The sequence below is a fragment of the Dietzia cinnamea NBRC 102147 genome (assembly GCF_001571065.1).
In the GTDB taxonomy this organism is placed as follows: Bacteria; Actinomycetota; Actinomycetes; order Mycobacteriales; family Mycobacteriaceae; genus Dietzia; species Dietzia cinnamea.
Window position 1 is genome coordinate 30917 of sequence record NZ_BCSW01000010.1, and the last position, 23937, is coordinate 54853.

Consider the following 23937-nt stretch of genomic DNA (forward strand, 5'->3'; position numbering starts at 1 on the left):
GGCGCGGCTTACCGCCCGGCGGGTGCGCCCGCGTTCGCGACCGCCGGTGCCGCGCCCGTGTACGCCAGTCCGCGCTCGGCGCAGGCCGCGATCGACGCGGCCACGCCCTCGGGGTCGTCGGACATCGGCACGTGCCCGTCGGCGGTGATCTCCACCTTCGCCTGCGGGAACAGCCGCGTGGCGAGCTTGATCTGACCGACCGGTAGGACCATGTCGAACCGGCCCCAGCGGATGGTGATGGGGAGGTTCTCGTCGACGGGCGCGGAGAACAGGAAGGTCCGGCGGTCGGCCCGGTCCAGCACGGTGTTGGACACGATCGCCTCGCTGTCTATCGCGGCGGCCTCGGCGGGGTACCGCCACGGGCGGGCGCAGAACACCGCCATCATCACCGCGCGTCCGGCGGCCCGCTCGGTGAGGGCGGGGATGTGCCGGCCGAGTCTGCCGGCCGCGCGTCGGAGGCTGCGGAAGACGGTGATCGTGTAGCGCCACTCGGCGTGCGAGCGGAAGAACCCGGCGGGCGAGAGCGCGGTGACGCTGCTGGCCAGCCCGCGCGCGCCGAGTTCCAGCGCGAGGAAGCCGCCGAGGGAGTTGCCGGCGATGTGCGGCCGCTCGCCGGCCGGGACGACCGCCTCGATCAGGTCGACGAGCTCACCGACGAAGTGGTCGAGCACGTCCCCATCGTCCGGCAGGTCGGCGGAGCGTCCGTGTCCGGGCAGGTCGACGACGACCACGCGGAACCGGTCGGCGAGCAGCGGCACCACGGCGTCCCAGGCGTGCGCGCGGTGGCAGACGCCGTGGATGAGGACGATGGTCGGTCCGGATCCGGTGATCTGGTGATACAAACCCATGCCTTCAGTGTCCACCACCACACGCCCCCCCACCAGTGCCTCGACGTGACGCCCCACGGCGGGAGAGGAAGGGCTTACATTCGGTGCCGCGAGGCTCCCGGGGGGGAGCCGGTCTCGAGGGGGCTGGGGTCATGGTGACGACGACGAGGGAACCGGACACCGGTGAGGTCGGGCCCGCTCTGGGTCTCGCCGAACAGTTCCGGCCCATCCTCCTCCGGCTGGACCTGCTGGTCCGCCGGCAGAGCACCCAGTACGCGCTGAGTAGAGCGCAGACGTCGATACTGCACACCCTGGCCTGCCACGGGCGGCTGCGCATGACGGACCTCGCCCGTCTCGAGAACGTGCGGGTGCCGACCACCAGCAACTCGGTGAGCGTCATCGAGGCCATGGGGTACGTCGAGCGCGAGCCCGACGAGTCGGACCGGCGTGGTGTCTGCGTTCGTCTGACGGACCTGGGCCGTGCGCGCATCGAGCAGGTGCTGGCAGACCGCGACCGCGACTTCGCCGAACACCTGGGGCGGCTGACCGGCGAGCAGCGTGAGCTGCTGTCGGCGGCGGTGCCCGCCTTCAACGCCCTCCTCGACGCCTTCGACGCCGACTCCGCCGGACCCGCCTGAACCCACCTGGCCCCCGCCCGACGCACGGCCCCCGCCTGGACCCGCGCGGCCCACTCCCCCGCCTTGCCCGACTAGCCTCGGCGGGCATGAGCACAGTCGTCATCACCGGCGCCTCCCACGGGATCGGGGCGGCGACCGCCCGCGCCCTGGCCGGCAGCCACGACCTGGTCCTGGTGGGCCGCGACGCCGACGCGCTGCGGGCCGTCGCCGCCGACTGCCGCTCCGCACACCCGGGCGACCGCCGGGCCGTGGAGATCGTCGAGGCAGACCTCACGACCGCCGACGGGGTCGCCCGCGTCGCCGACGGCGTCAGCACGCTCGACGGGCTCGTCCACTGTGCCGGGGTCGCCGATCTCGGCCGGATCGAACACACCGACGCCGAGCAGTGGCGCCGGGCGTTCGAGGTCAACGTGCTGGCCGTGGTCGAGCTGACCCGGTCACTGCTCCCGGCGCTGCGCGCGGCACGAGGACACCTCGTCGTCGTCAACTCCGGCGCGGGGACCACCGCCAAGCCCGGCTGGGGCTCCTACAGCGCCTCCAAGTTCGCGCTGCGCGCCGTCACCGACACCCTCCGCGGCGAGGAGCCCGACCTGCGCGTCACCTCCATCCACCCCGGCCGCGTCGACACGGACATGCAGCGCGCGATCGTCGCGCACGAGGGCGGCACCTACGACCCCGGCGCCTACCTCAGCGCCGACTCCGTGGCCACCGCCGTCCGGCACGCGTTGGAGTCGACCCCCGACGCCCACCCCACCGAGGTCGTCCTGCGACCCCGGCCCCGCTGACGCCCGCCGGCCACCCCCTTACGCGCCGCGCCCACCCCCTCGCGCTCTTTCCGCACGCCCGCGTGCCGCGAACGCCTGCCGCGCGGCCGTGCGTGTCGTAACGTCTGCACCACCATGACCAGCCCCGATTCCCCTCTGCGGATCACCGTGATCGGCGCGGGCGTGGTCGGTTGCTACCTCGGCGGCCGGCTCGCCCGCCACGCCGACGTGACCCTCGTCGGGCGACCCCACGTCCTCGACCCCATCCGTGAACTGGGCCTCACCGTGGAGGCGGGCGGCAACGAGGGCGGCCGCCTGCACGTCCCCGCCGACATGCTCACCCTGGCCACCACGCCGGACTCGGTCCGCCGCGCCGACGTCGTGCTGGTGTGCACCAAGGCCGGTCAGACCGCCGCCGCCACCGCGGAGTTCGCGCCGCTCCTGCGCCCCACCACCCTCGTGGTCGGGCTGCAGAACGGGCTGCACTCCGCCGACCTCATCCGCGAAGGCGTGGACTCCGCGCCGGTGATCGCCGGGGTCGTGCCGTTCAACGTCGCGCGCACCGGGCCCGCCACCTACCGCCGCACGTCCACCGGTGAGATCCGGATCGCCGAGCACCCGAGGCTCACCCCACTGCTGCGCACGGCCGCCGAGGCCGGCCTGCCGCTGCGTCCCACCGACGACATCCAGGCCGTCCTGCACGGCAAGATCCTCATGAACCTCAACAGCGCCGTCCAGGCCCTCTCCGGCCTGCCGCTGCGCACCGAGCTGCTCGACCGCGACCTGCGGTGTTGCGTCGCACTGTGCCAGGCCGAGGCGAACCGGGTGTTCACCGCGGCCGGCGTGGTGCCCCGGGTGCCGCTCGCCGTGCCCGCGGGCGCCCTCCCGATCGTGATGCGCCTGCCCACCCCGCTGTTCCGCCGACTCGGTCGGGCCGTGATGCGGGTCGACGCCGACGGCACCTCGTCCATGAACGACGACCTGCTGCGCGGCCGGCCCACCGAGATCGACGTCCTGCAGGGCAAGGTCGTGAAGATGGCCCGTCAGCTCGGACTATCGGCGCCGGCCTGCGAGCGGATGGTGGAGCTGGTGCGCGAGGCGGAAGCCGACGGCGAGAACCGCCGTCGGTGGGGTGGCCCCGACCTGCTCGCCGAGTTGCAGCGCGCGCGGCGCCGGGCACGCCGGCTCGCCCGTTCCAGCAGATGAGCGGTCAGTCCTCGTAACCGATCGAGAACGCGGCCTCGAGGTCATGCTTGGACTGGGTGCGGAACGCGATGTGCGTCTCGGTGTCCAGCACGCCGGGGACCTTGTTGAGGCGGTCGGAGACGATGTCGGCGATCTCCTCGTTGCGCCGCGCCCGGACCAACACGATGAGGTCGATGGTGCCGGTGACGGAGTACACCTCTGACACGCCGTCGATCTCGGCGATGGCGGAGGCGACCTCGGGGATCCGCGCCGTCTCGGCGTGGACGAAGACGATTGCGGTGATCATGGGCCCAAGGCTAGTGCAGTCGAGCGGCCAAGGGGCGGCGGTGTCCGGTGCGAAAACCTCCGGATGGTGGAGCGGCGAACCGCACGGGCCCACTCCTCCGACCGGAGGCCTTCGCTCAGCCGGGGTCAGCTTCTCGAGCCGCGAACGACCCTCCCGTGGATCAGATCTCGCCTGCCTCATCGAGCACCGCATGAGCGCAGGCGACGAGTTCATCGACCGCCTCCGCCGGGATCTGACCCATCGCCGTGAGGTTGCGCGGATCGTCGAGCTGGCGCCGTCGCACCCCCTCGAGGATGATCGCGAGCTTCCACAGTCCGAGGCCATGCCAGAAGGGCAAGTCCGAAACGTCACGTCCTGACACCTCGGCGTAGTGCTCGACCAGCTCGGTCCGTGTTGCGAAGCCCGGCAGGGTCGAGGCGTCGAAGCGCATCGTCGGCGGGTCTCCCTCTTGGGGCCAGTAGGCCAGCAAGGTGCCGAGGTCGGCGAGCGGGTCGCCGAGGGTGGCAAGCTCCCAGTCGAGGATCGCCCGCACCTGCGCGTCATCCGGGTCGATGATGATGTTGCGCAGGTGGCTGTCGCCGTGGACGAGGGTGATCTCGCCCGCCTGCGGGACGAGCCCGGTGAGGCGTTCGGTCAGCCGGTCCAGCTCAGCCAGGTCACGGGTGCGGGAGAGCTCCCACTGCCGCGACCACCGACGCAGCTGTCGCTCGCCATACGGCTTGTGACTGGCCAGGTCGGCGAGACCGACTTCCTCCAGATCGACAGCGTGAATGCGTGCCAGGGTCTCCGCCAGAGACAGCCCCACGGCGTGCCGAGCAGCCGCGGAGAGCCGCTCCGCATCCGCTCGATCATCGAGCACGAGCCCGTCGACGAAGGACACGACGAGTACCGGACGGTCGGCGACCGCCGGGTCCTCGCACAATCCGTGGACGACAGGCAAGGGTACCCGCGTGTCCTGGAGAGCCGAGAGAATCCGGTGCTCCCGCGCGACATCATGCGCGGAGGCGAGGATCTCGCCCATCGGTGGACGGCGTAACACCAACCGGCGGCCCCTGACGTCTGTCGCCAGGTAGGTCAGGTTGGACTGACCCAAACCCACACGTTCGTAGGTCAACGGCTGCTCGACCTCCACTCGCTCGGCGAGCCACTCCGTCATCGCCTCCGTGTCGATGCCCTCGATCACTTCTTCCGCCCCCACTCGGGATCGCGGCGACGGTACTCGCGACGCGCGATGGTCATCTTGTGCACCTCGTCCGGACCATCGGCGAGACGCAGGGTGCGCATATTGGCGTACCAGAGCGCGAGAGGGAAGTCGTCGCTCACGCCGCCACCGCCATGCACCTGGATGGCGCGGTCGATGACCTTCAACGCGACAGCTGGGGCCGCGACCTTGATCGCGGCGATCTCCGTGCGCGCCACCTTGTTGCCGACGGTGTCCATCATGTGTGCCGCCTTCAGGGTGAGCAGGCGGGCCATCTCGATCTCGATGCGCGATTCGGCGACCCAATCCATGATGTTGGCCCGGTTCGCCACCGGCTCGCCGAACGTCACCCGCGACTGTGCGCGGTCGATCATCAGGTCGAGAGCACGCTCGGCCACACCGATCGCTCGCATGCAGTGATGGATACGACCCGGGCCGAGTCGTGCCTGGGAGATCATGAAGCCATCCCCCTCGCCGGCGAGAAGAGCGGAGCGGGGCACGCGCACATCGGTGAACGTCACCTCCGCATGACCTTCCCGATCCATGTACCCGAAGACCGGGAGACCGCGTTCAATCTTCATACCCGGGGTGTCGATCGGCACGACCATCATCGACTGCTGCCGGTGAATGGGGGCGTCTGGGTCGGTTTTGCCCATGACGATCATGACCTTGCAGTTCTTGTGCAAGGCGTTGGAGGTCCACCACTTGCGGCCGTTGATGACGTACTCGTCACCATCGCGCTCCATGCGGGTCTCGATGTTGGTCGCGTCGGAGCTCGCGACGGCGGGCTCGGTCATCGCGAAGGCGGAGGCCATCTCGCCGGCGAGCAGCGGCTTGAGGTACTTCTCCTTGTGCTCGTCGGTGCCGAAGAGGGTGAGCACCTCCATGTTGCCGGTGTCCGGGGCGTTGCAGTTGATGGCCTCGGGGGCGATCTCGAGGCTGCGGCCGGTGATCTCGGCCAGGTGCGCGTACTCGAGGTTGGTCAGGCCCGGCCCCCACTCCGGATGCGGGTGGAACAGATTCCACAGACCCTGGCTACGAGCCTCCGCCTTGAGGTCCTCGAGCACCTGCGGCTGGTGGTTCGCATCGCCCGATGCACGCATCTGCTCGCGGTAGACGCTCTCGGCCGGGTAGACGTGCTCTTCCATGAAGGTGAGGAGACGGTCGCGGTAGTCCTGTCCGCGTTCGCTGAGTTCAAACATCGTGGTGGTCCTTTTCTGATGGCGTGCCGGCTACTCGCGGGCGACGGATGGGGCAGGAAGGTGCAAGAGGTCGTGAACGACGCCGATCGTCTCCTCGGCGGTTCGGTGGAGGACGCCGGTGATCCCCAAACGGGCAGCACCGACGAGGTTGTGCTCGAGGTCGTCAACGAGCAGGCACTCATCCGGTGCCACACCGAGCCGAGCACACGCGATGCGGTAGATCTCGCGTGATGGTTTACGTACACCCACCTGAGCGGAGATCACACTGACATCGAAGAGTTCGTCGAGGTCGATGCGGGAATAACAATCCCGACCGAGGGAGTTGGAGACGAGCGCCACCGGTACGCCTGCAGCACGAATCCGGCGGACCATGTCGATCATCGGCAGGTCCAGCTCGAGGTGGGCGCCCAGGCCGGCCAGCAGCCCCCGCGCCTCGACCTTCCCCCCTGCCTCGACAAGGGCTGCCGCGAACGCATCCTCGAAACCCTCGTCATCCAGCTGTCCCACCTCGTGCTCCACCAGCGCACAGCGTGCCCCTTCATGGGTGCCGAGCACGCCAAGCACCTGATTCGGTTCGAGTCCGGCGTCTTCGGCGATTCCGCGGAAGGCTGAACCCAGCGGGACCGTGAGCACTCCCCCGTAGTCGATCAGAAGTGCCCGCACACGGCGCTCGTCGGACGGGGCCGTCACCGGAGACATAGACGTCAAAGCGGGACTCCTTCACGGTTCATCTGACTACAGGTATACTTGAACCCTGATTCGCCTTCAAGTCTTTGCCGCCTCGCCTGAGGAGTGACCATCTCCAGCGCCAGCCCGCCACCGGCACCGCACCGCGGGACGCTCGCCTGGGCCATCGCCGTGCTCTTCGGCGTGACCGGCCTCGGCAGCGCGGCGGTCGCTGTCGCCCTGCCGGCGATCGCGAACGATCTCAACCTCACAGCTGGTCGTGCCGCTCTCGTCGTCAGCTGCTACTCGCTGGCCCTTGCGGTGGGCAGCGCGATCTTCGGACGCCTGGGCGACTTTTTCGGCATCCGGCTGCCCCTTCTCGTGGGCATATCGATCATGGTCACCGCGGCCTGCGCGGGTGCGCTCGTCGATTCTCTACCCGCCCTCATCGCTACACGCACCCTGCAGGGACTGGGAGCTGCAGCCGTCCCGGCGCTGACCATCGCCGCAGTCCAAGCGCTATTCGCGGGCGACTCGAGAGCGCGCGCCATGGCGACGTACTCAGGCATCGGAGCGACCATCAACGCACTCGGTCCGGTGGCCGGGGCCCTGCTCGTCGACCCCTTCGGCTGGCGGCCGGTCGTCGCCATCCCGGCGCTCACCCTTCTCATCGTTCCTCTCGTGAGGCGCGACCTGCCGACAGATCGCCAGCAGGGCGCGACGCTGGACCCCGCCGGAGTCGCCCTCATCGGGGGCGCGGCTATCGGCGCCGTGATGTCCCTGCAGGCAGCGACGCTGGGCCCGATCGTGGCGGCCGCAGGTGGCGCGCTCCTACTCGTCTGCGGACCCACCGCGGTCCTGCGTTCGCGCTGGCGGCCGCACGGGGTCGTGCCCGCCCGCCTCGTCAGCGACCGAATAGCCCGCCGGAGCCTGCTCACCGCGGTGAGCCTTCCAGCGGCGGCGAACCGGTGGTCCCTGAGGTGTAGAGCAGCACTGCGGCGTCCTCGGACTGTGGCTGCTCGAGCCCGGTTGACGATGTGGAACGCCATGCTCCACGCCGACACCGACGTCACCGCCGAGGATCTGAGCAACCTGCGGTCGCCGAGGCGGTGGAGACGAAGTACCCGCTCCCCCGCTCGACCCACCCCGGTACGAGCTGCCGAGCCGCGCGCACGTGGGCGAGCAGGTTGACGTCCAGTGCGAGCTGCCATTGTTCGTCCGTGGCAGCCAGGCCGGAGCCGTCGCCGACCCCGGCGTTGGCGAAGAAGAGATCGACCGGGCCGTAGTGATTCTGCGCTGCGGTGATCATCTCGCTGATCGTCTCCTCGCGGGAGGCGTCCCCCGCGACCGCGATCGCGCCGAGACGCTCAGCGGTAGCGGTCAGCCGGTTCTCGTCGAGGTCGGAGACGACCACCCGCGCGCCGGCCTCGAGGAGCGCTTCCGCGAGGGCGGCACCGATGCCACCGGCAGCGCCGGTGACCACGGCCACCTTGTCGTGTACCTGCATCGGGACGCCCATCAGTCGCACGGCCCGCCCGCAACGTAGAGAACCTGGCCCGTGGTGAAGCCGGCGCCCTCGCTCGCGAAGAAGGAGACGGCATGCGCGATGTCGTGGGGCGTGCCCGTGCGACCGACGGCCGCCTGGTCGCGCGCCATATTCTTCAGGTCGTCGAACGAGATCCCGATGCGCTCGGCGGTTTCCGCGGTCATCTCGGTCTCGATGAATCCGGGGGCGATCGCGTTGGCGGTGACGCCGAACTTCCCGAGTTCGATGGCGAGGGTCTTGGTCAGACCTTGCATGCCGGCCTTCGCGGCAGAGTAGTTGACCTGGCCCCGGTTCCCCTGCGCCGATGTCGAGGAGAGGTTGACGATACGACCGAAGCGTTCCTGCGTCATGTACGCCTGGCAGGCCTTGGTCATGAGAAAGGCACCGCGCAGGTGGACCGCCATGACGGAGTCCCAGTCCTCGACCGACATCCTGAAGATCAGGTTGTCGCGGATGATGCCGGCATTGTTGACCAGCACCGTGCCTCGACCTGGTCGGGATCCGACACGTCGGCGCCGACCGCGAGCGCCCGGCCCCCGTTGGCGACGATGTCCTCGACGACGTCCGCACAGGTGGATTCGTCCAGGTCCAGTACTGCCACCGCCATTCCGTCGCCGGCCAGTCGCCGGGCGACGTCCGCGCCGATACCCCGCGCGGCGCCGGTCACGACGGCGACACGCTGATGATCAGTGGTCATGTGAGCTCTCCTGTATCCGTATTTGCGATCTATCTCACACGTTAGTTGAATCCGGTTTCAGGTTCAACTATGGTTGAAATCACAACGTTCATGACCCAAGGAGTTCCGCGTGACCCAGACCGCCCGACACCGCCCGACTTCTGTGCAGGACCTGAAGGACCTCTCGGGCCGAGAGCTCGGCCCCACCGCGTGGCACACCGTTGACCAGTCCCGAATCGACGGATTCGCCGAGCTCACCGGCGACCATCAGTGGATCCACGTCGACCCCGCGCGAGCGGCGGACTCGCCGTTCGGCTCGACCATCGCGCACGGTCTCTACAGCCTGTCGCGCACGCCCGCCTTTCTCGAAGAGCTGATGGCCTTCGACGGGTTCGCCCACAGCCTCAACTACGGCTACGACAAGGTCCGCTTCATCCACCCACTGCCGGTGGACTCTCGGATCCGGATGCGCGCCACGTTGACCTCGGTCGAGGAGACAGCCCCGGGCGCGGTGAAAGTCGTCACCACGCTCACCGTCGAGGCCGACGGCATCGACAAGCCGATCCTGGTCGCCGAGTCGATCGGCCGCTTCACGGTCTGACCCGTAACTCGCACGAAAAGGGACCGCATCTGCAGTGCAGGTGCGGTCCCTTTCTGTTTCCCGGTCCGGGTTCGACCTAGTGGCGCACGGCCATAGCCCCCGAGAGGGGGAGCTGCCACCCGAGACCTCGGTGGGCGGCTACCTGCTCATCGATCCGCTGCGCGACGCCGGCGGGGAAGGGCGCCGTCCGTCGCGCGGTGAGGTCGACGTGGCCCTCAATCATCTCGAGCGTGTTGGCGATCCGCCCGGTAGTACGGTTGACGATCACCGAGATGCCGTGAAACACCTTGTCCCCGCGGTCGAGCCACCGGACGTGGACCGAGATCTCCTCACCGATCCGCACTTCGTCGAAGAACTTGAGGTGCTGCTCCATACTGAAGACCCCCATCCGCCGGCTGGCACGGTAGGCCTCGTCGATTCCCACTCGACGTAACTCCTCCTCAGCCCCTCGGATGTGGAAGCCGTAGAAGTGAGCGACGTTGACGTGGCCGTTGCCGTCCTCCCACTCGCCTCCGGCGACCGTACTGCACGCCGCCGGGATCTGGTCGACCTCCTCCACGGAGGGCAGGTTCTGTTTCACGGCACCAGCACGACCTTGCCGGTGACCGAACGCCCCTCGAGGGAGCGCAGTGCAACGGAGGCGTCCTCTAGTGGATGAGTGGCGCCGACGACGGGCCGCAGAGCCCCGCTTCTTAGGTGCGGCAGCATCGCCTCCCACTCCCTGCCGACATGGCCGGGGCGGGATAACGCGTAGGCACCCCATCCGACTCCCACGACGGAGACGTTGTTCAGCAGGAGCCGGTTGACCTTCACCTCGGGGATGGATCCGGCGGTGAAGCCGATGACGAGAAGACGGCCGTGCTCCCGCAGGGAGCGCAGCGAGTCGGTGAACCGTTCACCACCGACGGGATCGACGACGATGTCGACGCTCGCTTTGCCGACCGCCTCGAGGAAGCCGTCGGCCGGGACCACCTCGTCCGCGCCCGCAGCGCGGGCAATCTCGCCCTTCTCCGGCGTGGAGACCACTCCGATGACCTTGCCCGCCCCGAACGCCTTCGCCATCTGGATGGCCGCGGTCCCGATCCCGCCCGCGGCGCCGTGGACGAGGACGGTCTCACCCTCGGCGAGGTGACCGCGCTCGACGAGGGCGAAGTAGACCGTCGCGTAGTTGAAGGTGAAGGATGCCGCCTCCTCGAAGCCGACCTCGTCCGGCAGTGCGAAGGTGAGGTCGGGGCGCGCCAGGGCCTGCTCCGCGAAGCCACCGAGCAGCGTCAGGGCCGCCACGCGGTCACCGACAGCCAGGCCGCTGCCCTCGGGCGCAGCGGTGACGACACCGGCGACCTCCGCCCCCGGGACGAAGGGGAGCTCGGGCTTGAGCTGGTACAGGCCTCGGGTCTGGAGCAACTCGGGGAAGGCGACCCCGGCCGCTTTGACCTCTATGGTCACGAGCTCGTTGTCGCGGAGGTCGGGGAGCTCGACGACCTCGACGGCGTCCGGGCCATCGAGAGAGGAGATGTGGATGGCGCGCATGGTCAGCCCTTTCGGATTCTCAGCAGAAGCTTGCCGGTGTTGACCCCGTCGAAGAGGCCGAGCAGGGCGTCCGGGAAAGCAGGCACCCCGCCCTCGAGGATCGTTTCGGTCGCGACGAGGCGCCCCTCGGCGATGAGTTCCGAGATCTCGGCGACGGCCTCGGCGTAGCGGTCCGCGTAGTCGGACACGACGAACCCCTGCATCGTGGCGCGGAAGACCAGAAGGGACATGTACCGCCGCGGGCCGTCGGCGAGGGTCTCGTCGTTGTACGTCGACACAGCCCCGCACAGCACGACCCGGGCGCCGCGGCGCAGGTTGGCCAGTGCCGCGTCGAGGAGCTCGCCCCCGACGTTATCGAAGTAGATGTCGATTCCGTCGGGGGCGGCGTTGCGGACCTGGCGCAGGAGGTCGCCCTCCCGCCGGTCGATGACCTCGTCGAGTCCGAGCTCGCGGAGCCAGGACACCTTGTCCGGACCACCGGCGACGCCGATGACGCGGGCCCCTTTCGCCTTGGCCAGCTGCGCGACGGTGCTCCCGACCGCCCCGGCCGCCGCGGAGACCAGGACTGTGTCACCGGCCCGGAGTCGGCCGACGTCGTGGAGGCCGAAGTACGCGGTCATGCCGGGCATGCCGAGCGCGCCTAGCCAGGTGCCCATCGGGGCGATGTCGGTGTCGATACGGTCCACCCCCTTGCCGTCTGACAGCGCGTACTCGCACACGCCGAAACTGCCGGTGACCCGGTCGCCGACGGCGAAGTCCGGGTGCTCCGAGGCGATCACCTCGCCGGCGCCCAGTGCCCGCATGACGTCTCCGATCCCGACCGGGGGAATGTAGGACCGCACGTCGTTCAGCCATCCGCGCATCGCCGGGTCGAGGGAGATCAGATCGACGCGTACGAGGATCTGACCGGGACCCGGGTCCGGGATTTCGGTGCTGGTGAGATCCCAGGTACTGGAGTCTGGGCGGCCTTGCGGGCGGGCGGCGAGACGGATCTCCTGCGAGGTCCGGGACATAGGTCGACTCCTGTGTTCGGTGCGGGGTTTGTTCGTCAGCCTCCCACAATCTGAATCTAGGTTCAACTAGTATGAATCGGGATTCAATCGAATCTCGAGTCGACCCACTGCACCCGAACGAAGGACAACAATGGACATTCCCGCCCTCTTCTCTCTCGATGGACGCGTCGCCCTCGTCACCGGCGGGTCCCGCGGCATCGGCCGCATGATCGCCGAAGGCCTGCTCGCCCAGGGCGCGACCGTCTACATCACCGCGCGCAAGTCAGAGGCCTGCCTGACCACCGCCGACGAGCTGTCCGCGACCTACGGCGAGGGGCGGTGCGTCGCCCTGCCGTACGACATCTCCACGACCGCTGGCATCGCCGCCCTGCTCAACGCATTCCGCGAGAACGAGGACCATCTCGACATCCTCGTCAACAACGCCGGTGCAGCGTGGGGAGAGGCCTTCGACGACTTCCCCGAAAGCGGTTGGGACAAGGTGATGGACCTCAACGTCAAGGCGCCCTTCTTCCTCACCCAGGCCGCCAAGCAACTGCTGCTGGCAGGACGCGAGAGCACGGGCCACCTCGCCAAGGTCATCAACATCGCTTCGATCGACGGGCTCTCCCTCAACCCGATGGAGACGTACTCCTACCACGCGAGCAAGGCCGGCATCGTCCACCTGACCAAGCGCATGGCGGTGCGCCTGGCTCCCGAGGGCATCATCGTCAGCGCGATCGCCCCTGGCGCATTCGCGTCCGCGATGAACAAGGGGGCCCGCGACCACGCCGAGGAGATCGCCGGCGAGATCCCCTCCGGCCGTATCGGCCGTCCCGAGGACATGGCGGCCGCGGCGATCTACCTGGCCTCGGACGCCGGCGACTACGTCGTCGGCAGCACTCTCGCCGTCGACGGCGGGGTCAACATCGCCCGCTGACCGCGCGGAGTTGCGCGCTGGACGCCTCAGTCCGCGCGCAACTCCGGCGTCGTCAGGCCCAGGGCATTGGTCCACAACCGGGTCGCTGTTTCGACGAGTTCGTCGATGGACTCGACCACCGCGCCCCCGGTAAAGGATTCGAAGGCCAATCGGGCCACCATGCCGGACAGCGCCATCGCCGCCATCGAGGCGTCGACACCACGATCTGCCAGGCCCCGTTCCTGCAGATCCGCTATGGCACGCGCGTTACGCGTGACGAAGGCCATCGTGCGGGCGTTGCGCAGCTCGCGGAATCGGGGATTGAGCGCCGCCACCTGCTGCAGGAGCACGTTCAGCTGGGCGTTGCGCCGATAGGCTTCGAAGTAGGCGCGGTTGCTGGCGGCGATGATCGCGACCGGGTCATCGCTCGCCTCGATACGGCCCGTCCCCGGATGGAGCATGTCGCTTTGCGCTTGGTACAGGACAGCAGCAAGAACCTCGTCCTTGCTGTCGAACCACGTGTAGAAGCTGCCAATCGAACATTTGGCCTCGGCGGCAATGTCTACGAGCCGGGAATCAACGTAACCATCGCGCTCGAACACCGTGCGCGCGGCCGCGATCAGAGCGTCACGGGTGCGCCGGCCACGCTCCGTCTGCGGCTGCGGCTGGGCACCCAGCCGTGCAGCATCGACGAGGTCGGGGGCCGCCGTGCTGTTATCGCGGTCGCTGGACATACCGGTTATGCTAGCGGCCGCTTATCCGGGAGCGACAATGGTGAAACCGCCAGGGCTTGTGTACTACATGGCGTAGCCAGGTCGGTATGGCGCAGAGGTGACGCCGGGGCGGCAGGTGGTCGGAGCTCGTCATGGCGGGTAGCGAGGGCTCGCCATTGCGTGGCCAGGCTTCGGCGAGCACCGCGCCGTCGTTGCGTTAGCCTCCGGTGGTTGCGCCCGGTGCGAAACGGGTGTCGAACATGCAGGTCAGTACCCACTTGTCGACGCGCACCATGTTGGTATGCGAGCGGCCGCGATTAGCTCATGTTCTCCGGGGTCCAGTAGGCGCGCATCGAGGCGACCTTGCCCTGGTCGTTGTGCACCATGAGGTCCCACACGTTGATGGTCGCCTTGGAGCCGCCGTCGAAGTGGGTGGTGATCTCGAAGTTGAACAGCAGGTCGTTGCCGCACACGCGGGTCTCGAGGACCTTCGCCTCGATCTTCAGCGCGGTGACGGTGGAGTAGAAGGCGCGGATCGCGTCCGCACCCTCGTGCACGGTGCCGCCGCCGACGGGGTCCTCGACGGTGGCGTCGTCGGCGTAGAGGGCCATGACGGCCTCGAGGTCGCCGGCGACGAGCGCGTCGACGTAGGACTGCGCGGTGGCGCGGATCTGCTCGGGTGCTGTGACTGCGGCGCTCATGGTGGGTGGCCTTTCGGTACGACGACGAGGTGACCCGAGCCTAGAACGTGTTCTCGCACTGCGGCCGCGCACCGGCGTATTTCCCGGTGGGCCCTCCTTCGGTGGCGCCTCTCCCGCCCCAGCCCTACCCTCCTCTCACCACTGTCACAGGGCCGGCGGGCCCGGGGAGCGGGGTACGCATGTCCACACAGCAGACGTCCCGACAGCCGTCCGACGAGGAGTCGTTCCACACGGGCCGGGTGGTGATCATCTCCCTGGTCGCCGCGCTCGGCGGGTTCCTGTTCGGCTTCGACACCGCGGTCATCAACGGCGCGGTCGACGCGGTGCAGCAGGACTTCGGGATCGGTGCCGGGCTGATCGGGTTCACGGTGTCCTCGGCGTTGCTCGGATGCATCCTCGGCGCCTACCTGGCCGGGCGACTGGCCGACCGGTGGGGCCGCACCCGCGTCATGGTCCTGGCGGCGGTGTTGTTTCTCGCGAGCGCCCTGGGATCGGGGCTCGCGTTCGGCCCGTGGGACCTCATCGCCTGGCGTGTCCTCGGCGGGCTCGGGGTGGGCGCCGCGTCGGTCATCGCGCCGGCGTACATCGCGGAGGTCGCGCCGCCGGCCGTCCGAGGTCGCCTCGGTTCGCTACAGCAGCTCGCGATCGTCTCGGGCATCTTCGTGGCACTGCTCTCGGACGCGTGGCTGGCGGGAGTGGCCGGCGGCGCGATCGAGGAGTTGTGGTTCGGGGCGGCGGCCTGGCGGTGGATGTTCTGGGCGGAGGTGATCCCCGCGGTGGCCTACGGCGTGCTGGCGCTGATGATCCCCGAATCGCCGCGCTACCTGGTGGGCCGCGGGATGGTCGACGAGGCCAAACGCGTGCTGCGGTCGATCCAGGAGGGCGGCATCGACTCCCGCATCCGCGAGATCCGGGCGACCGTCCGCGAGGACCGCCGGCAGTCGTGGCGGGACCTGATCCGCCCGGGCGGATGGAACTTCCTGCCCATCGTGTGGATCGGCATCATCCTGTCGGTGTTCCAGCAGGCCGTCGGCATCAACGTGATCTTCTACTACTCCACCACGTTGTGGCAGTCGGTGGGCTTCGCCGAGGAGGACGCGTTCACGCAGTCGGTCATCACCTCCGTGACGAACATCGTGGTCACGGTCGTGGCGATCGCGCTCATCGACAAGATCGGGCGTCGCAGACTGCTCATGATCGGCTCCGTCGGCATGACGGTCTGCCTGGCGGTGATGGCGGCGATGTTCAGTCAGGCCACGATGGTCGCCGGCCCGGACGGCGCGCTCGCCCCACAGCTCGGCGACACCTCCGGGCTGGTCGCGCTGATCGCGGCCAACGGGTTCGTCGTGTTCTTCGGGATGTCGTGGGGCCCGGCGGTGTGGGTCCTGCTGGGCGAGATGTTCAACAACCGGATCCGCTCCACCGCGCTGGGACTGGCGGCGGCCGCGCAGTGGCTGGCGAACTTCGCCGTGTCGACCGCCTTTCCGCCGATGGCCGAGTTCAGCCTGCCGTTCACCTACGGCTTCTACGCGGTCGCGGCGCTACTCTCGCTGCTGTTCGTGGCGCGGTTCATCCCCGAGACGACCGGCCGCTCGCTGGAGGAGATGGAGTAGCCACCCGCGCCCCCACCCGCCGCCCCGCGACCCGCCCCGCGGACCCTCACCGTGACTGGACTCCGCCAGCCGTCACTTCGGCCCGCGTTCGCCCAGGTCGCCTCCCGGTGGAACGTACACAAGCGACGGCTGACGCGCGAAACCCTCTCGGGAGGCGCCGGGGCGGGTCAGGCCGCGTCGTCGGGCGTGCCCACCGCGCAGAACAGGTCGGTGCGCAGCGTGGCCGGGTCCATGTCGGGCGACGGCTCGGTGACGTAGGACTCCCAGAACGGCAGCCCGGGCGCGCGTCCCGTCCCCGCGATCTCGCCCATGAAGTCGCCCCAGGCCCGCCCGAGGTCGTCGTACGAGCCCACGTGGCTGATCACGGCGATCTCGCCGGCCGGCAGCTCGGAGGCGACGAGCTGTCGACCGTCGGCCTCGATCGGCTCCGTGCCCACCTGCTCGGCCAGCTGGGCGCGGAGCGGGAAGCCGATCTCCAGGTCCACCACCGAGTCGGGCCCCTCGACCGCGGCGGTGTAGAGCGCGATGGGCGGGCCCGCGGGAGCCAGGCCGACCTCGAACGCGCGCGGCAGCACGGTCCCGAAGACGGAGTCGAACACCCCGGTCAGCTCCGACATCGGCACGCCCGTCACGCGGACCACCGCGGTGGGCACGGCAGGCGCGCGCAGCACCCGCATCCCGTCGATCGGGTCCGCACCGAGGTCGGGGTAACCGGACGGGGGGTCGGCCGGCGCCGTCGGCGCCTGATCGTGTGACGAAGAGGATGACGACGACATGGTGTGCCCTTCCGACGACGAGGTGCCTCCTCCCAGTGTGCGCCGTGGTCGGGATGAGGGGAAGACCCGCCGAGCAGCAGTGTGGACCGTCCCGCGCCGACGGGTGCGCCCGGCGCCCGGGGGAGGCGGCCGACGACGGGTGCGCCCGGCGCCCGGGGTATGCGCCCGGCGAGGGATGCGGCCGGCGCCCGGCGGGGGGACACTGGGGGCATGCCCCACTACCGCCTCCGCACCCCCGACCAGACGATCGATCTCGGCGAGCACGAGACCGCCCAGCAGGCCCTCGAGTCCGCCGTGTCCGGTCATCGCGAGACCCGGTCCGCCGACGGGTCCCTCGAGGTTCAGGTGGGCGAGTCGTGGCACCCCGTCGATATCGAGGGGGACATGCCGTGAGCGCGGCGCGCGGTGCCGGGGCCGATGGCGGACCGGGCGGGGCGGAACCGGGTTCGGTGACCCAGTGCGCGACGTGCGGGGTCGAGCGGGCGGAGCCCCTGCCCGAGGTGTGCCCGATCTGCGCGGACGAACGCCAGTACGTGCCCGTCGCCGGGCAGCGCTGGACCACCCCCGAGCAGTCGCGGGCGGCGGGTGCGTCCATCGAGTTCACCGAGCGCGAGACCGACGTGATCGGTCTGGAGCAGAAGAACTGCCCCGGGATCGGCCAGCGGCCGTCGCTCATCCGGACCGACCACGGGAACGTCCTGGTCGAGGTCCCGAACTACATCAGCGACGAGGCGGTCGCGGCGATCCGCGGGTGGGGCGGGTTGTCGGCGATCATCGCCTCGCATCCGCACATGTACGGGCTGCAGTCGCTGTGGTCGGCGGCGTTCGACGACTGCCCGGTGTACGTCTCCGCCCCGGACGAGGAGTGGTTGGGCCTGCGACCGCGCAACACGATCGTGTGGGGCGGGGGCCACGCGGCGGACCCGTCCGACGGCGGCGAGATAGAGATCCTGCCCGGCGTGCGGGCGTCGCAGCCGGGCGGCCACTTCCCCGGCAGCGTGGTCGTGCACTGGACCGCCCCCGACGGCCGCGGCGTGCTGTTCAGCGGCGACACGATCGGCACGGTCGCCGACCCGGAGTGGGTGACGTTCATGCGGTCGTTCCCCAACTGGATGCCGCTGTCCGGGGCGGTGGTGCGCCGGATCGCCGACCACGTCTCGCGGTACGACTTCGACCGGCTCTACAGCAACTTCGGCGGGTGCGTCCCCCGGGACGCGCGGGCCGCCGTGCAGCGGTCGGCCGAGCGCTACGCGGCGTGGGTCGACGGCGAGTACGACCACCTCACCTAGGGGCGCCCGGGCCCGACCCGCGTTCGGCGGACTCGGCGACGTCGCCGCGCTCGTCGGACGCGGCACCCTCCCCGCGCTCGGCCGCCTCGGCCCGATCCAGGCGCTCGGCGCGCTCCCTGACCTGCGCGAGCCGACGATCCCATCCCCGCGACACCGCGCCGAGGAGGTCGGAGATCTCCCGGATACGGTCCGGCCGCACGGCGTGTACCTGTCGACGGTGATGCGGTCGCGCGTGCACGAGCCCTGAGTCGGTGAGGATGCGCAGGTGCTTGGCGACCGCCTGGCGGCTCACGCCGAGATCGCGGGCCACGGCGCCGGCGTCGTCGGGCCGATCGGCGAGTCGGACGAGGACCCGGCGACGCGTCCGGTCCGCGAGGGCGCCGAACACACCGTCCGCCTCCTCGCTGAGCAGCCGGTCGTGCGGGACCTCTCCCCTCGGGCTGCTCATCCGCCGCCCTCGGCACGCACCCGCGCGAGCTCCAGCTCGGACACCCAGCCCTCGGAGTTCTCCTCGAACCGCCGGCGCCGGACGGCCGCGTCGTCGTGCAGCCCCGCGAAGCCGGTCTCGCGGACCGTCAGGACGACGCCCGATCCGTGGTCCTCGATCGTGAACTCGACCAGATTGGCCTGCGCCTCGTCGATCTCTCCGGCCATGCCGCCGAGCCACCGGAACACCGCGCGACGCGGCGGGTCGAGCTCGACGGTGCCGATCGTGAACTCGCCGTGCACGGGGTCGACGACGCGCGACACGTCGCCGTCGGTGGTGATCTCGTGCTCGGTCCATGTGCCGTCGTTGATGAACCATCCCGGTTCCGACACGATGGCCCAGACCGTCTGCGCCTCGGCTTCGATGTGGATACTGCGGACGATCTCGTCGGGCACGTCATCGCTGGTCACTCCCGCTCCGGGCGCGCTATCGCCGTCGACGGGCACGGTGTTCTCGCTCATCGGGCTCTCCTCTCCCCCGCGGTGCCTCCCGCTCGGTGAGGTGGTGTCGCGGCTGCACCTGCCCTCCCACGATGACACGCCGCGCGCCCGGGTGCAACCATTCAGTTGCAGTTAAGCGCTGTCTCGGCCGCGGCGAACTCCCAGAACCGCGCGGCCGCCGCGGGGTCGGAGGCCTCGGCGCTCCGACCGATGAGCGTGGGCATGCCGCGCAGGTGCCTCATCGCGTCGGGACCGGTGTAACTGCACGGCGGCAGCGGTCGAGTCGCGGCGCTCATCGTCGTCAGCGCCGCCTGCGCCGCGGGCTGGGCGAACAGGGAACAGACGCCGGTGACGATCCTGTCCAGCGTCGCGTTACCCGTCGCGTTGGAGATCCCGGTGGCCGCCCACCCGGGGTGCGTGAGCTGGACGTCGACCCCGACCCTGCCGGCCTCGGCACGTCCGTCGCGCAGCCGCCGCTCGAGCTCGAGCCCCCACAGCATGTCCCCGAGTTTGGACTGCGCGTACGCCGCCGCGGACGTCCACCGCCGACGCCGGAAATGCGGGTCGTCGCCGTCGAAGGTGCCCGCGTGGTGGGCGTTGGACGCGACGATCACCACGCGCCGACGCACCACGGGCAGCAGCAGGTTGGTGAGCAGGAACGGGCCCAGCACGTTGACGCCGAGCAGCATCTCGAACCCGTCCACGGTCTCCCGCCGACGAGGCGTGATGGCTCCCGCGTTGTTGACCAGCACGTCGATCTCCTCGCGGCCGCGGCCGTCCTCGCCGGTCAGTTCGCCGGCCGCGCGTCGCACGCTCGCGAGGGAGGCCAGATCCGTCTCCACGACCCGCGCGTCGCCGGGCAGTTCGGACGCCACCTGACGACCGCGGGCGGTGTCGCGGACCGCGAGGATCACCCGCGCCCCGTGCCCGGACGCCGACCGAACCGTCTCGAGCCCGACCCCGCTGGTCGATCCGGTGACAAGCCACGTCTGGCCGGTGAGGTCGGGGATATCGATCTGCTTTCGCGCCACGGCCGAAGCGTACGACCCGGATCCGCGCGCCCGCGCCACTTCGCAGCGGAGCCGGCAGCGCGAACCAGCCCCATGAGACGCCGCGCGTGGGGCTGCGGCCGGCGATCCGGTCGTAACCACCGCAGAAAAGGTCGTAGTCATGTGGGCAAAACGCCGCCGGGGCCACGATGGCGACGTCCAAGAAATCGATGATGACGACCAGCTGCGCGATGGACCGGCGAGTGTGTGGTCACGTGTCGAAACGGCGGGCCAGTTGACCTAGCGACGACGGGCACGGGCACCCTACTGCGGGGCTCGGGAAGAGAACCGGCTCGCCGCTTGCGGGGCTGGGTGAAGCCGGGACGAACGCGGCCCGCCGATTGCGGGACCGGACGAACCCGCCTGGAGAGGCGCGGGCGGCGGACTACCCTCCGGGTATGAACTCCCTCACCTCCCCGAAAATCGGGCGGACGCTCTGCGCGGCGGCTGCGGCCCTCGTCGTCGTCGCCCCTCTCACCGTCCCCACCGCCGGCGCGGCGCCCACCGCGGCGACCAACCCGGCACCCACCTGGTCCGGACTCGACACCCGCGAATGGGCTCGGCCGATCCCCGCGCCGGGGGCCGCGGCGGAGACCGTCCCGCTCGACCCGTCACTCTCCCTGCCGCAGGCCGGGCGGGCGGTGCGGCAGGTCTACGGCACCCTCGACCAGCACGGCCGGCCCGCGATCTCCGGGTCCGCGGTCTTCCTGCCCCACGGCGCCGCGCCGGAGGGCGGCTGGCCGGTCATCGCGTGGGCGCACGGCACCACCGGCCTGGGCGACGACTGCGCACCGTCCACCCAACCCCGCTCCGAGCGTGACGCCGAGTACCTCGGCCACTGGCTCGACCGGGGCTACGCCGTGGTCGCCTCCGACTACGTGGGCCTGGGCACGCCCGGGCTGCTCAGCTACCTCAACGGGCCCGCCACCGGCCAGGCGATCGTCGACTCGGTCATCGCCGCACGCTCCGCCGGCCTGCCCCTCTCCCCCACCTGGGCACTGGTCGGCCAGTCGCAGGGCGCCGGGGCCGCGCTCAACACCGCGGTCCGCGCCACCGAACTCGGCGCGCCCGCCGGGCTCGACTACCGCGGCGTCGTGGCCACCGGGGCCCCGGCGAACATCGAGCACATCTTCCAGTGGGGCGCGCCCGGCTTCCCGCCCGTACAGCTACCGACCGGACTCAACGTCTACGCGATGTACATCCTCGCCGGGTTCCGCGACCAGCACCCCGAGCTCGACATCAACGGCTACCTCACGCCGGCCGGGCGCGAGATGGTCGACGCCGCCGAGACCCTCTGCTACGCGGCGATGCGCGAGAAGGTGGGCGGATTCCAGATCTCGCAGGCGCTCTCGCGGCCCCTCCAGGAGATCCCCGACGTGTTCGGCCACCTGCGCCGCTACATGGGCACGCCGGCCACCGGGTACGACCGACCCGTGTTCCTCGGCCAGGGGTTGCTCGACCTGGACGTGCCCGCGCCGTCGGCCCTGTCGCTCGCCGCGGAGATGACGCTCAACCGGCAGCCGCTCGAGCTGCGCGTCTACCCGGACAGGGACCACAGCGGGACCGTGTACGCCGCGACCCCGGATGCGACCGCGTTCCTGGCGCGGGTGATGGGATGACCGGGTGATGGGGTGGTTCAGATCACCCCGAACACCCCGTTCGGTGCGGTCGTCCACTTAGCACCGCGCATTCCTGCACGTCAGGGCGCGCGCTCGAGTGCTCACAGTGTGACCTGCACAATAATCGTTACAGACTTGTCACATCGCGCTGTCACGGGTTAGAGTCTCGCCATCGCCGCGCGGGGATGTTTCAGGGACTCCCCGCGCGGCTGACATCATTTCGAGGCGACGCCGGGTTCGCCGGGCCGCTAGATTGCCGGGACAGCGCGATTCCTAGAACGCGTTCTAGTACCGTTGAGGCCATGAGCGCCCTCGACTTCGAGTCCACCAGCAAGACCATCACCGCCGGCCGTTTCGAGCTGCACTACCACGAGGCAGGGCGGGCCACGAGCGCAGCGGGCACGGCCGAGCCCGAGAGCGCGGTGCCCGTCCTGTTCCTCCACGGATCCGGTCCGGGCGTCACCGCCTGGTCCAACTTCTCGGGCAACTTCCCGGTCTTCGCCGAGCGGTTCCACACCATCCTGCTCGACATGCCGGGCTTCGGGAAGAGCTCCGACCTCGAGTGGGAGAAGGCCTACCCGATGATCGCCGCCGAGGCGATCGACGCGTTCTGCGAGGCCAAGGGCATCGAGAAGGTCGACATCATCGGCAACTCCATGGGCGGCAACGTCGCGTGCGAGACCGCCCTCGCCTACCCGGACCGCGTCCGCAAGATGGCCCTCATGGGCCCCGGCGGCCTCGCCGCGCCGCTGTTCGCGCCCGACCCCAGCGAGGGCTCGCGCCGCCTGTTCGAGTTCCTCGCCGATCCGACCGACGAGAAGATGAGCGCCTGGGTCGACACGATGGTGGGCAACAAGAAGGTCGTCTCCCCCGAGCTGATCCGCGCCCGCACCGAGGCCGCGACCGCGCCGGGCGCCGTCGAGCGCATGTACTCGATCTTCGGCTCGATCCTCAAGCCCGAGAACGCCTACACCCCGCTGTACACCCGCGCCTCCCAGATCCGCCACGAGACGCTCCTCATCTGGGGCCGCGACGACCGCATGCTCCCCTACGAGCAGGCGCACTTCGCGTTCCGCCAGCTCCCCAAGGCCGAGCTGCACGCCTTCTCCCGCTGCGGGCACTGGGCCATGATCGAGCAGAAGGACAAGTTCGAGCGCCTGGTGATCGACTTCCTGCTCAACTGAGCGCCCGCCGGGCGGCCGGGCATGTGGCGGCCGGGCGCGTGGCGTCCGGTCGCGTCGTGGGCCGGACGTGTCGCGGCCGCCGGGACGCGGGTTAGCCTGTCGTGCATGACCGACTCCCCGCAGCCCGGCCAGCCCGAGCAGCCGCAGGACCAGCCGCCCGCCGTCGACCCGCGGACCGGCGAGGACCTGTCGTGGAAGCAGACGCCCGTGGCGATCGTGCTGCTCGACCGGCCCGCCCCCGGCTACGACGAGATCGGTGAACTGCTCGCCGAGATCTTCGAGGGCTCCTACGAGGTCGAGCGCGGCACCGAGGACGACCCCGCCACGGCGGTGTACATCGAGGACGCGACGGTCATCGTCTCCTCGATCGACGCCCCCGTGGCGGAGGCCGCCCAGTACACGCGCGACCTGGCCGCGTGGAACGGCGGCGAGGCCGTGGTGGAGACGCACCGGTCCCAGGTCGTGGTGGCGGCGTTCCGGTGGGGACCGGTCGGCGACGACGGCGAGCCCACCGATCCCGAGTACCTGGACCCGCGGCTCGATACGCTCCGCTGCGAGTTGGCGGTCGCGAACGTCACGGCAGCACTGACCGCGCTACCCGGCGCGGTGGCCGTCACCGTGGGCGGCGCCGCGATGACCCTGCCGGCCGGCCCGTACCGCGATCTCGTCACGGGCAACCCGGTGCCGGCGCCGGCTCTCGTCGGGGTGCGGGCGGGGATGCAGTCCGAGTCCACGTCGTGCGTCTACACCACGGGGATGGGCCGGTTCGGCCGGATGGACCTCGAGCGCCTGGACGTGGACGCGCCGCCGGCGGCCGTGTACTCCGAGATGTGCAATCTCGTCGCCTACTCGCTGGCCACCGACACCGTGCTCGTGCCCGGCCAGACGATCGAGGTGGGCGGGCCGCAACCGCTGGTCGCCAGCGCCGAGGTCTCCCCCTTCACCGGCCAGGAGATCCTCCGGCTCGCGCCCGGCCCGAGGGGCTGACCGGCACGCGCCGGGCCCGGGCGCCGCG

26 protein-coding genes and 2 pseudogenes are annotated in these 23937 nt (G+C 70.2%); 12 read left to right on the top strand and 16 right to left on the bottom strand.

Features of this window, described 5'->3' with window-relative positions; translation table 11 throughout:
- Nucleotides 1-8 precede the first annotated feature (8 nt).
- Complete coding sequence (locus DCI01S_RS05795; RefSeq protein ID WP_061228354.1) at nucleotides 9-848, bottom strand: alpha/beta fold hydrolase; 840 nt, start codon at nucleotides 846-848, stop codon at nucleotides 9-11.
- 131 nt (nucleotides 849-979) lie between these two features.
- On the opposite strand from DCI01S_RS05795, the gene DCI01S_RS05800 reads away from it, so the two are divergent.
- From DCI01S_RS05800 to DCI01S_RS05810, 3 genes are all read left to right on the top strand, one after another.
- A complete protein-coding gene (locus tag DCI01S_RS05800) occupies nucleotides 980-1465 on the top strand; it encodes a MarR family winged helix-turn-helix transcriptional regulator (protein ID WP_061228355.1) in 486 nt (161 codons plus the stop codon).
- 86 nt (nucleotides 1466-1551) lie between these two features.
- Entirely contained in the window at nucleotides 1552-2250 is a 699-nt protein-coding gene (locus DCI01S_RS05805) for an SDR family oxidoreductase (protein WP_061228356.1), read from the top strand.
- 114 nt (nucleotides 2251-2364) lie between these two features.
- Entirely contained in the window at nucleotides 2365-3435 is a 1071-nt protein-coding gene (locus DCI01S_RS05810) for a 2-dehydropantoate 2-reductase (RefSeq protein WP_061228357.1), read from the top strand.
- Nucleotides 3436-3439: 4 nt separating this feature from the next.
- On the opposite strand, the gene DCI01S_RS05815 is transcribed toward DCI01S_RS05810, so the two are convergent.
- The 4 genes from DCI01S_RS05815 to DCI01S_RS05830 all read right to left on the bottom strand — a co-directional run bounded on the left by DCI01S_RS05815 (nucleotide 3440) and on the right by DCI01S_RS05830 (nucleotide 6814).
- Complete coding sequence (locus tag DCI01S_RS05815) at nucleotides 3440-3721, bottom strand: Lrp/AsnC family transcriptional regulator (protein WP_061228358.1); 282 nt, start codon at nucleotides 3719-3721, stop codon at nucleotides 3440-3442.
- A gap of 160 nt (nucleotides 3722-3881) precedes the next feature.
- The gene (locus DCI01S_RS05820; protein ID WP_061228393.1) at nucleotides 3882-4877 is read right to left on the bottom strand and encodes a phosphotransferase family protein; all 996 of its coding nucleotides are present in this window, start codon (nucleotides 4875-4877) and stop codon (nucleotides 3882-3884) included.
- 23 nt (nucleotides 4878-4900) lie between these two features.
- Nucleotides 4901-6124, bottom strand: a complete 1224-nt coding sequence (locus DCI01S_RS05825) for an acyl-CoA dehydrogenase family protein (RefSeq protein ID WP_061228359.1) — start codon at nucleotides 6122-6124, stop codon at nucleotides 4901-4903.
- 30 nt (nucleotides 6125-6154) lie between these two features.
- Nucleotides 6155-6814 carry an HAD family hydrolase gene (locus DCI01S_RS05830; protein ID WP_244881660.1) on the bottom strand — a complete coding sequence of 220 codons (660 nt, stop codon included), beginning with the start codon at nucleotides 6812-6814 and terminating at the stop codon, nucleotides 6155-6157.
- Between the two features lie 168 nt (nucleotides 6815-6982).
- Here DCI01S_RS05830 and DCI01S_RS16725 point away from each other — a divergent pair, with 168 nt between their 5' ends.
- Nucleotides 6983-7981: an MFS transporter gene (locus DCI01S_RS16725; RefSeq protein ID WP_082767666.1), complete on the top strand. Its 999-nt coding sequence runs from the start codon at nucleotides 6983-6985 to the stop codon at nucleotides 7979-7981.
- Here the strand turns inward: DCI01S_RS16725 and DCI01S_RS05840 are convergent.
- Nucleotides 7890-8297 (bottom strand): annotated as a pseudogene (locus DCI01S_RS05840) (SDR family oxidoreductase); the annotation flags it as partial. The gene DCI01S_RS16725 and the pseudogene DCI01S_RS05840 sit on opposite strands and share 92 nt — an antisense overlap.
- Nucleotides 8298-8308: 11 nt before the next feature.
- Nucleotides 8309-9033: pseudogene (locus tag DCI01S_RS05845) on the bottom strand (SDR family oxidoreductase).
- 109 nt (nucleotides 9034-9142) lie between these two features.
- Between DCI01S_RS05845 and DCI01S_RS05850 the strand changes: the two are divergent.
- The gene (locus DCI01S_RS05850) at nucleotides 9143-9613 is read left to right on the top strand and encodes a MaoC family dehydratase (protein ID WP_061228362.1); all 471 of its coding nucleotides are present in this window, start codon (nucleotides 9143-9145) and stop codon (nucleotides 9611-9613) included.
- Nucleotides 9614-9689: 76 nt separating this feature from the next.
- Here DCI01S_RS05850 and DCI01S_RS05855 read toward each other — a convergent pair whose 3' ends face one another.
- The 3 genes from DCI01S_RS05855 to DCI01S_RS05865 are packed head-to-tail and all read right to left on the bottom strand — an operon-like array spanning nucleotide 9690 to nucleotide 12156.
- Complete coding sequence (locus DCI01S_RS05855) at nucleotides 9690-10193, bottom strand: thioesterase family protein (RefSeq protein WP_061228363.1); 504 nt, start codon at nucleotides 10191-10193, stop codon at nucleotides 9690-9692.
- Nucleotides 10190-11143 carry an NADPH:quinone oxidoreductase family protein gene (locus DCI01S_RS05860; RefSeq protein WP_061228364.1) on the bottom strand — a complete coding sequence of 318 codons (954 nt, stop codon included), beginning with the start codon at nucleotides 11141-11143 and terminating at the stop codon, nucleotides 10190-10192. The genes DCI01S_RS05855 and DCI01S_RS05860 overlap by 4 nt, the downstream gene beginning before the upstream one ends.
- Nucleotides 11144-11145: 2 nt before the next feature.
- A complete protein-coding gene (locus tag DCI01S_RS05865; RefSeq protein WP_061228365.1) occupies nucleotides 11146-12156 on the bottom strand; it encodes an NADP-dependent oxidoreductase in 1011 nt (336 codons plus the stop codon).
- Between the two features lie 130 nt (nucleotides 12157-12286).
- On the opposite strand from DCI01S_RS05865, the gene DCI01S_RS05870 reads away from it, so the two are divergent.
- A complete protein-coding gene (locus tag DCI01S_RS05870) occupies nucleotides 12287-13072 on the top strand; it encodes an SDR family oxidoreductase (RefSeq protein ID WP_061228366.1) in 786 nt (261 codons plus the stop codon).
- 26 nt (nucleotides 13073-13098) lie between these two features.
- Here DCI01S_RS05870 and DCI01S_RS05875 read toward each other — a convergent pair whose 3' ends face one another.
- On the bottom strand, nucleotides 13099-13785 hold the full coding sequence (locus tag DCI01S_RS05875) for a TetR/AcrR family transcriptional regulator (RefSeq protein WP_061228367.1): 687 nt from the start codon (nucleotides 13783-13785) through the stop codon (nucleotides 13099-13101).
- A gap of 296 nt (nucleotides 13786-14081) precedes the next feature.
- The gene (locus DCI01S_RS05880; protein ID WP_061228368.1) at nucleotides 14082-14465 is read right to left on the bottom strand and encodes an SgcJ/EcaC family oxidoreductase; all 384 of its coding nucleotides are present in this window, start codon (nucleotides 14463-14465) and stop codon (nucleotides 14082-14084) included.
- Nucleotides 14466-14644: 179 nt separating this feature from the next.
- Here DCI01S_RS05880 and DCI01S_RS05885 point away from each other — a divergent pair, with 179 nt between their 5' ends.
- Entirely contained in the window at nucleotides 14645-16078 is a 1434-nt protein-coding gene (locus tag DCI01S_RS05885) for a sugar porter family MFS transporter (protein ID WP_007631606.1), read from the top strand.
- A gap of 167 nt (nucleotides 16079-16245) precedes the next feature.
- On the opposite strand, the gene DCI01S_RS05890 is transcribed toward DCI01S_RS05885, so the two are convergent.
- Nucleotides 16246-16854, bottom strand: coding sequence for a GyrI-like domain-containing protein (locus DCI01S_RS05890; RefSeq protein WP_007631604.1), 609 nt, complete (start codon nucleotides 16852-16854; stop codon nucleotides 16246-16248).
- Between the two features lie 210 nt (nucleotides 16855-17064).
- Between DCI01S_RS05890 and DCI01S_RS05895 the strand changes: the two genes are divergently transcribed.
- A complete protein-coding gene (locus DCI01S_RS05895) occupies nucleotides 17065-17247 on the top strand; it encodes a hypothetical protein (protein WP_007631602.1) in 183 nt (60 codons plus the stop codon).
- Nucleotides 17244-18143 (top strand): MBL fold metallo-hydrolase, encoded by a 900-nt coding sequence (locus tag DCI01S_RS05900; protein WP_007631600.1) that lies wholly within the window; start codon nucleotides 17244-17246, stop codon nucleotides 18141-18143. The genes DCI01S_RS05895 and DCI01S_RS05900 overlap by 4 nt, the downstream gene beginning before the upstream one ends.
- Here DCI01S_RS05900 and DCI01S_RS05905 read toward each other — a convergent pair.
- The 3 genes from DCI01S_RS05905 to DCI01S_RS05915 all read right to left on the bottom strand — a co-directional run bounded on the left by DCI01S_RS05905 (nucleotide 18136) and on the right by DCI01S_RS05915 (nucleotide 20101).
- The gene (locus DCI01S_RS05905; RefSeq protein ID WP_007631598.1) at nucleotides 18136-18591 is read right to left on the bottom strand and encodes an ArsR/SmtB family transcription factor; all 456 of its coding nucleotides are present in this window, start codon (nucleotides 18589-18591) and stop codon (nucleotides 18136-18138) included. The genes DCI01S_RS05900 and DCI01S_RS05905 overlap by 8 nt on opposite strands.
- Nucleotides 18588-19091 carry an SRPBCC domain-containing protein gene (locus DCI01S_RS05910; RefSeq protein WP_007631596.1) on the bottom strand — a complete coding sequence of 168 codons (504 nt, stop codon included), beginning with the start codon at nucleotides 19089-19091 and terminating at the stop codon, nucleotides 18588-18590. The genes DCI01S_RS05905 and DCI01S_RS05910 overlap by 4 nt, the downstream gene beginning before the upstream one ends.
- 101 nt (nucleotides 19092-19192) lie before the next feature.
- Entirely contained in the window at nucleotides 19193-20101 is a 909-nt protein-coding gene (locus tag DCI01S_RS05915; RefSeq protein ID WP_007631594.1) for an SDR family NAD(P)-dependent oxidoreductase, read from the bottom strand.
- A 416-nt stretch (nucleotides 20102-20517) separates the two neighbouring features.
- Between DCI01S_RS05915 and DCI01S_RS05920 the strand changes: the two genes are divergently transcribed.
- The 3 genes from DCI01S_RS05920 (at nucleotide 20518) to DCI01S_RS05930 (ending at nucleotide 23909) form a co-directional block, all read left to right on the top strand.
- Nucleotides 20518-21738: a lipase family protein gene (locus DCI01S_RS05920; protein WP_007631592.1), complete on the top strand. Its 1221-nt coding sequence runs from the start codon at nucleotides 20518-20520 to the stop codon at nucleotides 21736-21738.
- Nucleotides 21739-22040: 302 nt separating this feature from the next.
- Nucleotides 22041-22922, top strand: a complete 882-nt coding sequence (locus tag DCI01S_RS05925) for an alpha/beta fold hydrolase (RefSeq protein ID WP_061228369.1) — start codon at nucleotides 22041-22043, stop codon at nucleotides 22920-22922.
- 105 nt (nucleotides 22923-23027) lie between these two features.
- A complete protein-coding gene (locus DCI01S_RS05930; RefSeq protein ID WP_007631589.1) occupies nucleotides 23028-23909 on the top strand; it encodes a DUF4261 domain-containing protein in 882 nt (293 codons plus the stop codon).
- Nucleotides 23910-23937 lie beyond the last annotated feature (28 nt).

Excerpts from the sequence above, each read along its gene's own strand:
- DCI01S_RS05860 (WP_061228364.1), bottom strand. The coding sequence starts at position 11,143 with ATGCGCGCCATCCACATCTCCTCTCTCGATGGCCCGGACGCCGTCGAG.
- DCI01S_RS05870 (WP_061228366.1), top strand. The coding sequence starts at position 12,287 with ATGGACATTCCCGCCCTCTTCTCTCTCGATGGACGCGTCGCCCTCGTC.
- DCI01S_RS05815 (WP_061228358.1), bottom strand. The coding sequence starts at position 3,721 with ATGATCACCGCAATCGTCTTCGTCCACGCCGAGACGGCGCGGATCCCC.
- DCI01S_RS05825 (WP_061228359.1), bottom strand. The coding sequence starts at position 6,124 with ATGTTTGAACTCAGCGAACGCGGACAGGACTACCGCGACCGTCTCCTC.
- DCI01S_RS05890 (WP_007631604.1), bottom strand. The coding sequence starts at position 16,854 with ATGTCGTCGTCATCCTCTTCGTCACACGATCAGGCGCCGACGGCGCCG.
- DCI01S_RS05800 (WP_061228355.1), top strand. The coding sequence starts at position 980 with ATGGTGACGACGACGAGGGAACCGGACACCGGTGAGGTCGGGCCCGCT.
- DCI01S_RS05885 (WP_007631606.1), top strand. The coding sequence starts at position 14,645 with ATGTCCACACAGCAGACGTCCCGACAGCCGTCCGACGAGGAGTCGTTC.
- DCI01S_RS05795 (WP_061228354.1), bottom strand. The coding sequence starts at position 848 with ATGGGTTTGTATCACCAGATCACCGGATCCGGACCGACCATCGTCCTC.
- DCI01S_RS05895 (WP_007631602.1), top strand. The coding sequence starts at position 17,065 with ATGCCCCACTACCGCCTCCGCACCCCCGACCAGACGATCGATCTCGGC.
- DCI01S_RS05865 (WP_061228365.1), bottom strand. The coding sequence starts at position 12,156 with ATGTCCCGGACCTCGCAGGAGATCCGTCTCGCCGCCCGCCCGCAAGGC.
- DCI01S_RS05880 (WP_061228368.1), bottom strand. The coding sequence starts at position 14,465 with ATGAGCGCCGCAGTCACAGCACCCGAGCAGATCCGCGCCACCGCGCAG.
- DCI01S_RS05905 (WP_007631598.1), bottom strand. The coding sequence starts at position 18,591 with ATGAGCAGCCCGAGGGGAGAGGTCCCGCACGACCGGCTGCTCAGCGAG.
- DCI01S_RS05820 (WP_061228393.1), bottom strand. The coding sequence starts at position 4,877 with ATGACGGAGTGGCTCGCCGAGCGAGTGGAGGTCGAGCAGCCGTTGACC.
- DCI01S_RS05920 (WP_007631592.1), top strand. The coding sequence starts at position 20,518 with ATGAACTCCCTCACCTCCCCGAAAATCGGGCGGACGCTCTGCGCGGCG.
- DCI01S_RS05910 (WP_007631596.1), bottom strand. The coding sequence starts at position 19,091 with ATGAGCGAGAACACCGTGCCCGTCGACGGCGATAGCGCGCCCGGAGCG.
- DCI01S_RS05930 (WP_007631589.1), top strand. The coding sequence starts at position 23,028 with ATGACCGACTCCCCGCAGCCCGGCCAGCCCGAGCAGCCGCAGGACCAG.
- DCI01S_RS05925 (WP_061228369.1), top strand. The coding sequence starts at position 22,041 with ATGAGCGCCCTCGACTTCGAGTCCACCAGCAAGACCATCACCGCCGGC.
- DCI01S_RS05805 (WP_061228356.1), top strand. The coding sequence starts at position 1,552 with ATGAGCACAGTCGTCATCACCGGCGCCTCCCACGGGATCGGGGCGGCG.
- DCI01S_RS05875 (WP_061228367.1), bottom strand. The coding sequence starts at position 13,785 with ATGTCCAGCGACCGCGATAACAGCACGGCGGCCCCCGACCTCGTCGAT.
- DCI01S_RS05810 (WP_061228357.1), top strand. The coding sequence starts at position 2,365 with ATGACCAGCCCCGATTCCCCTCTGCGGATCACCGTGATCGGCGCGGGC.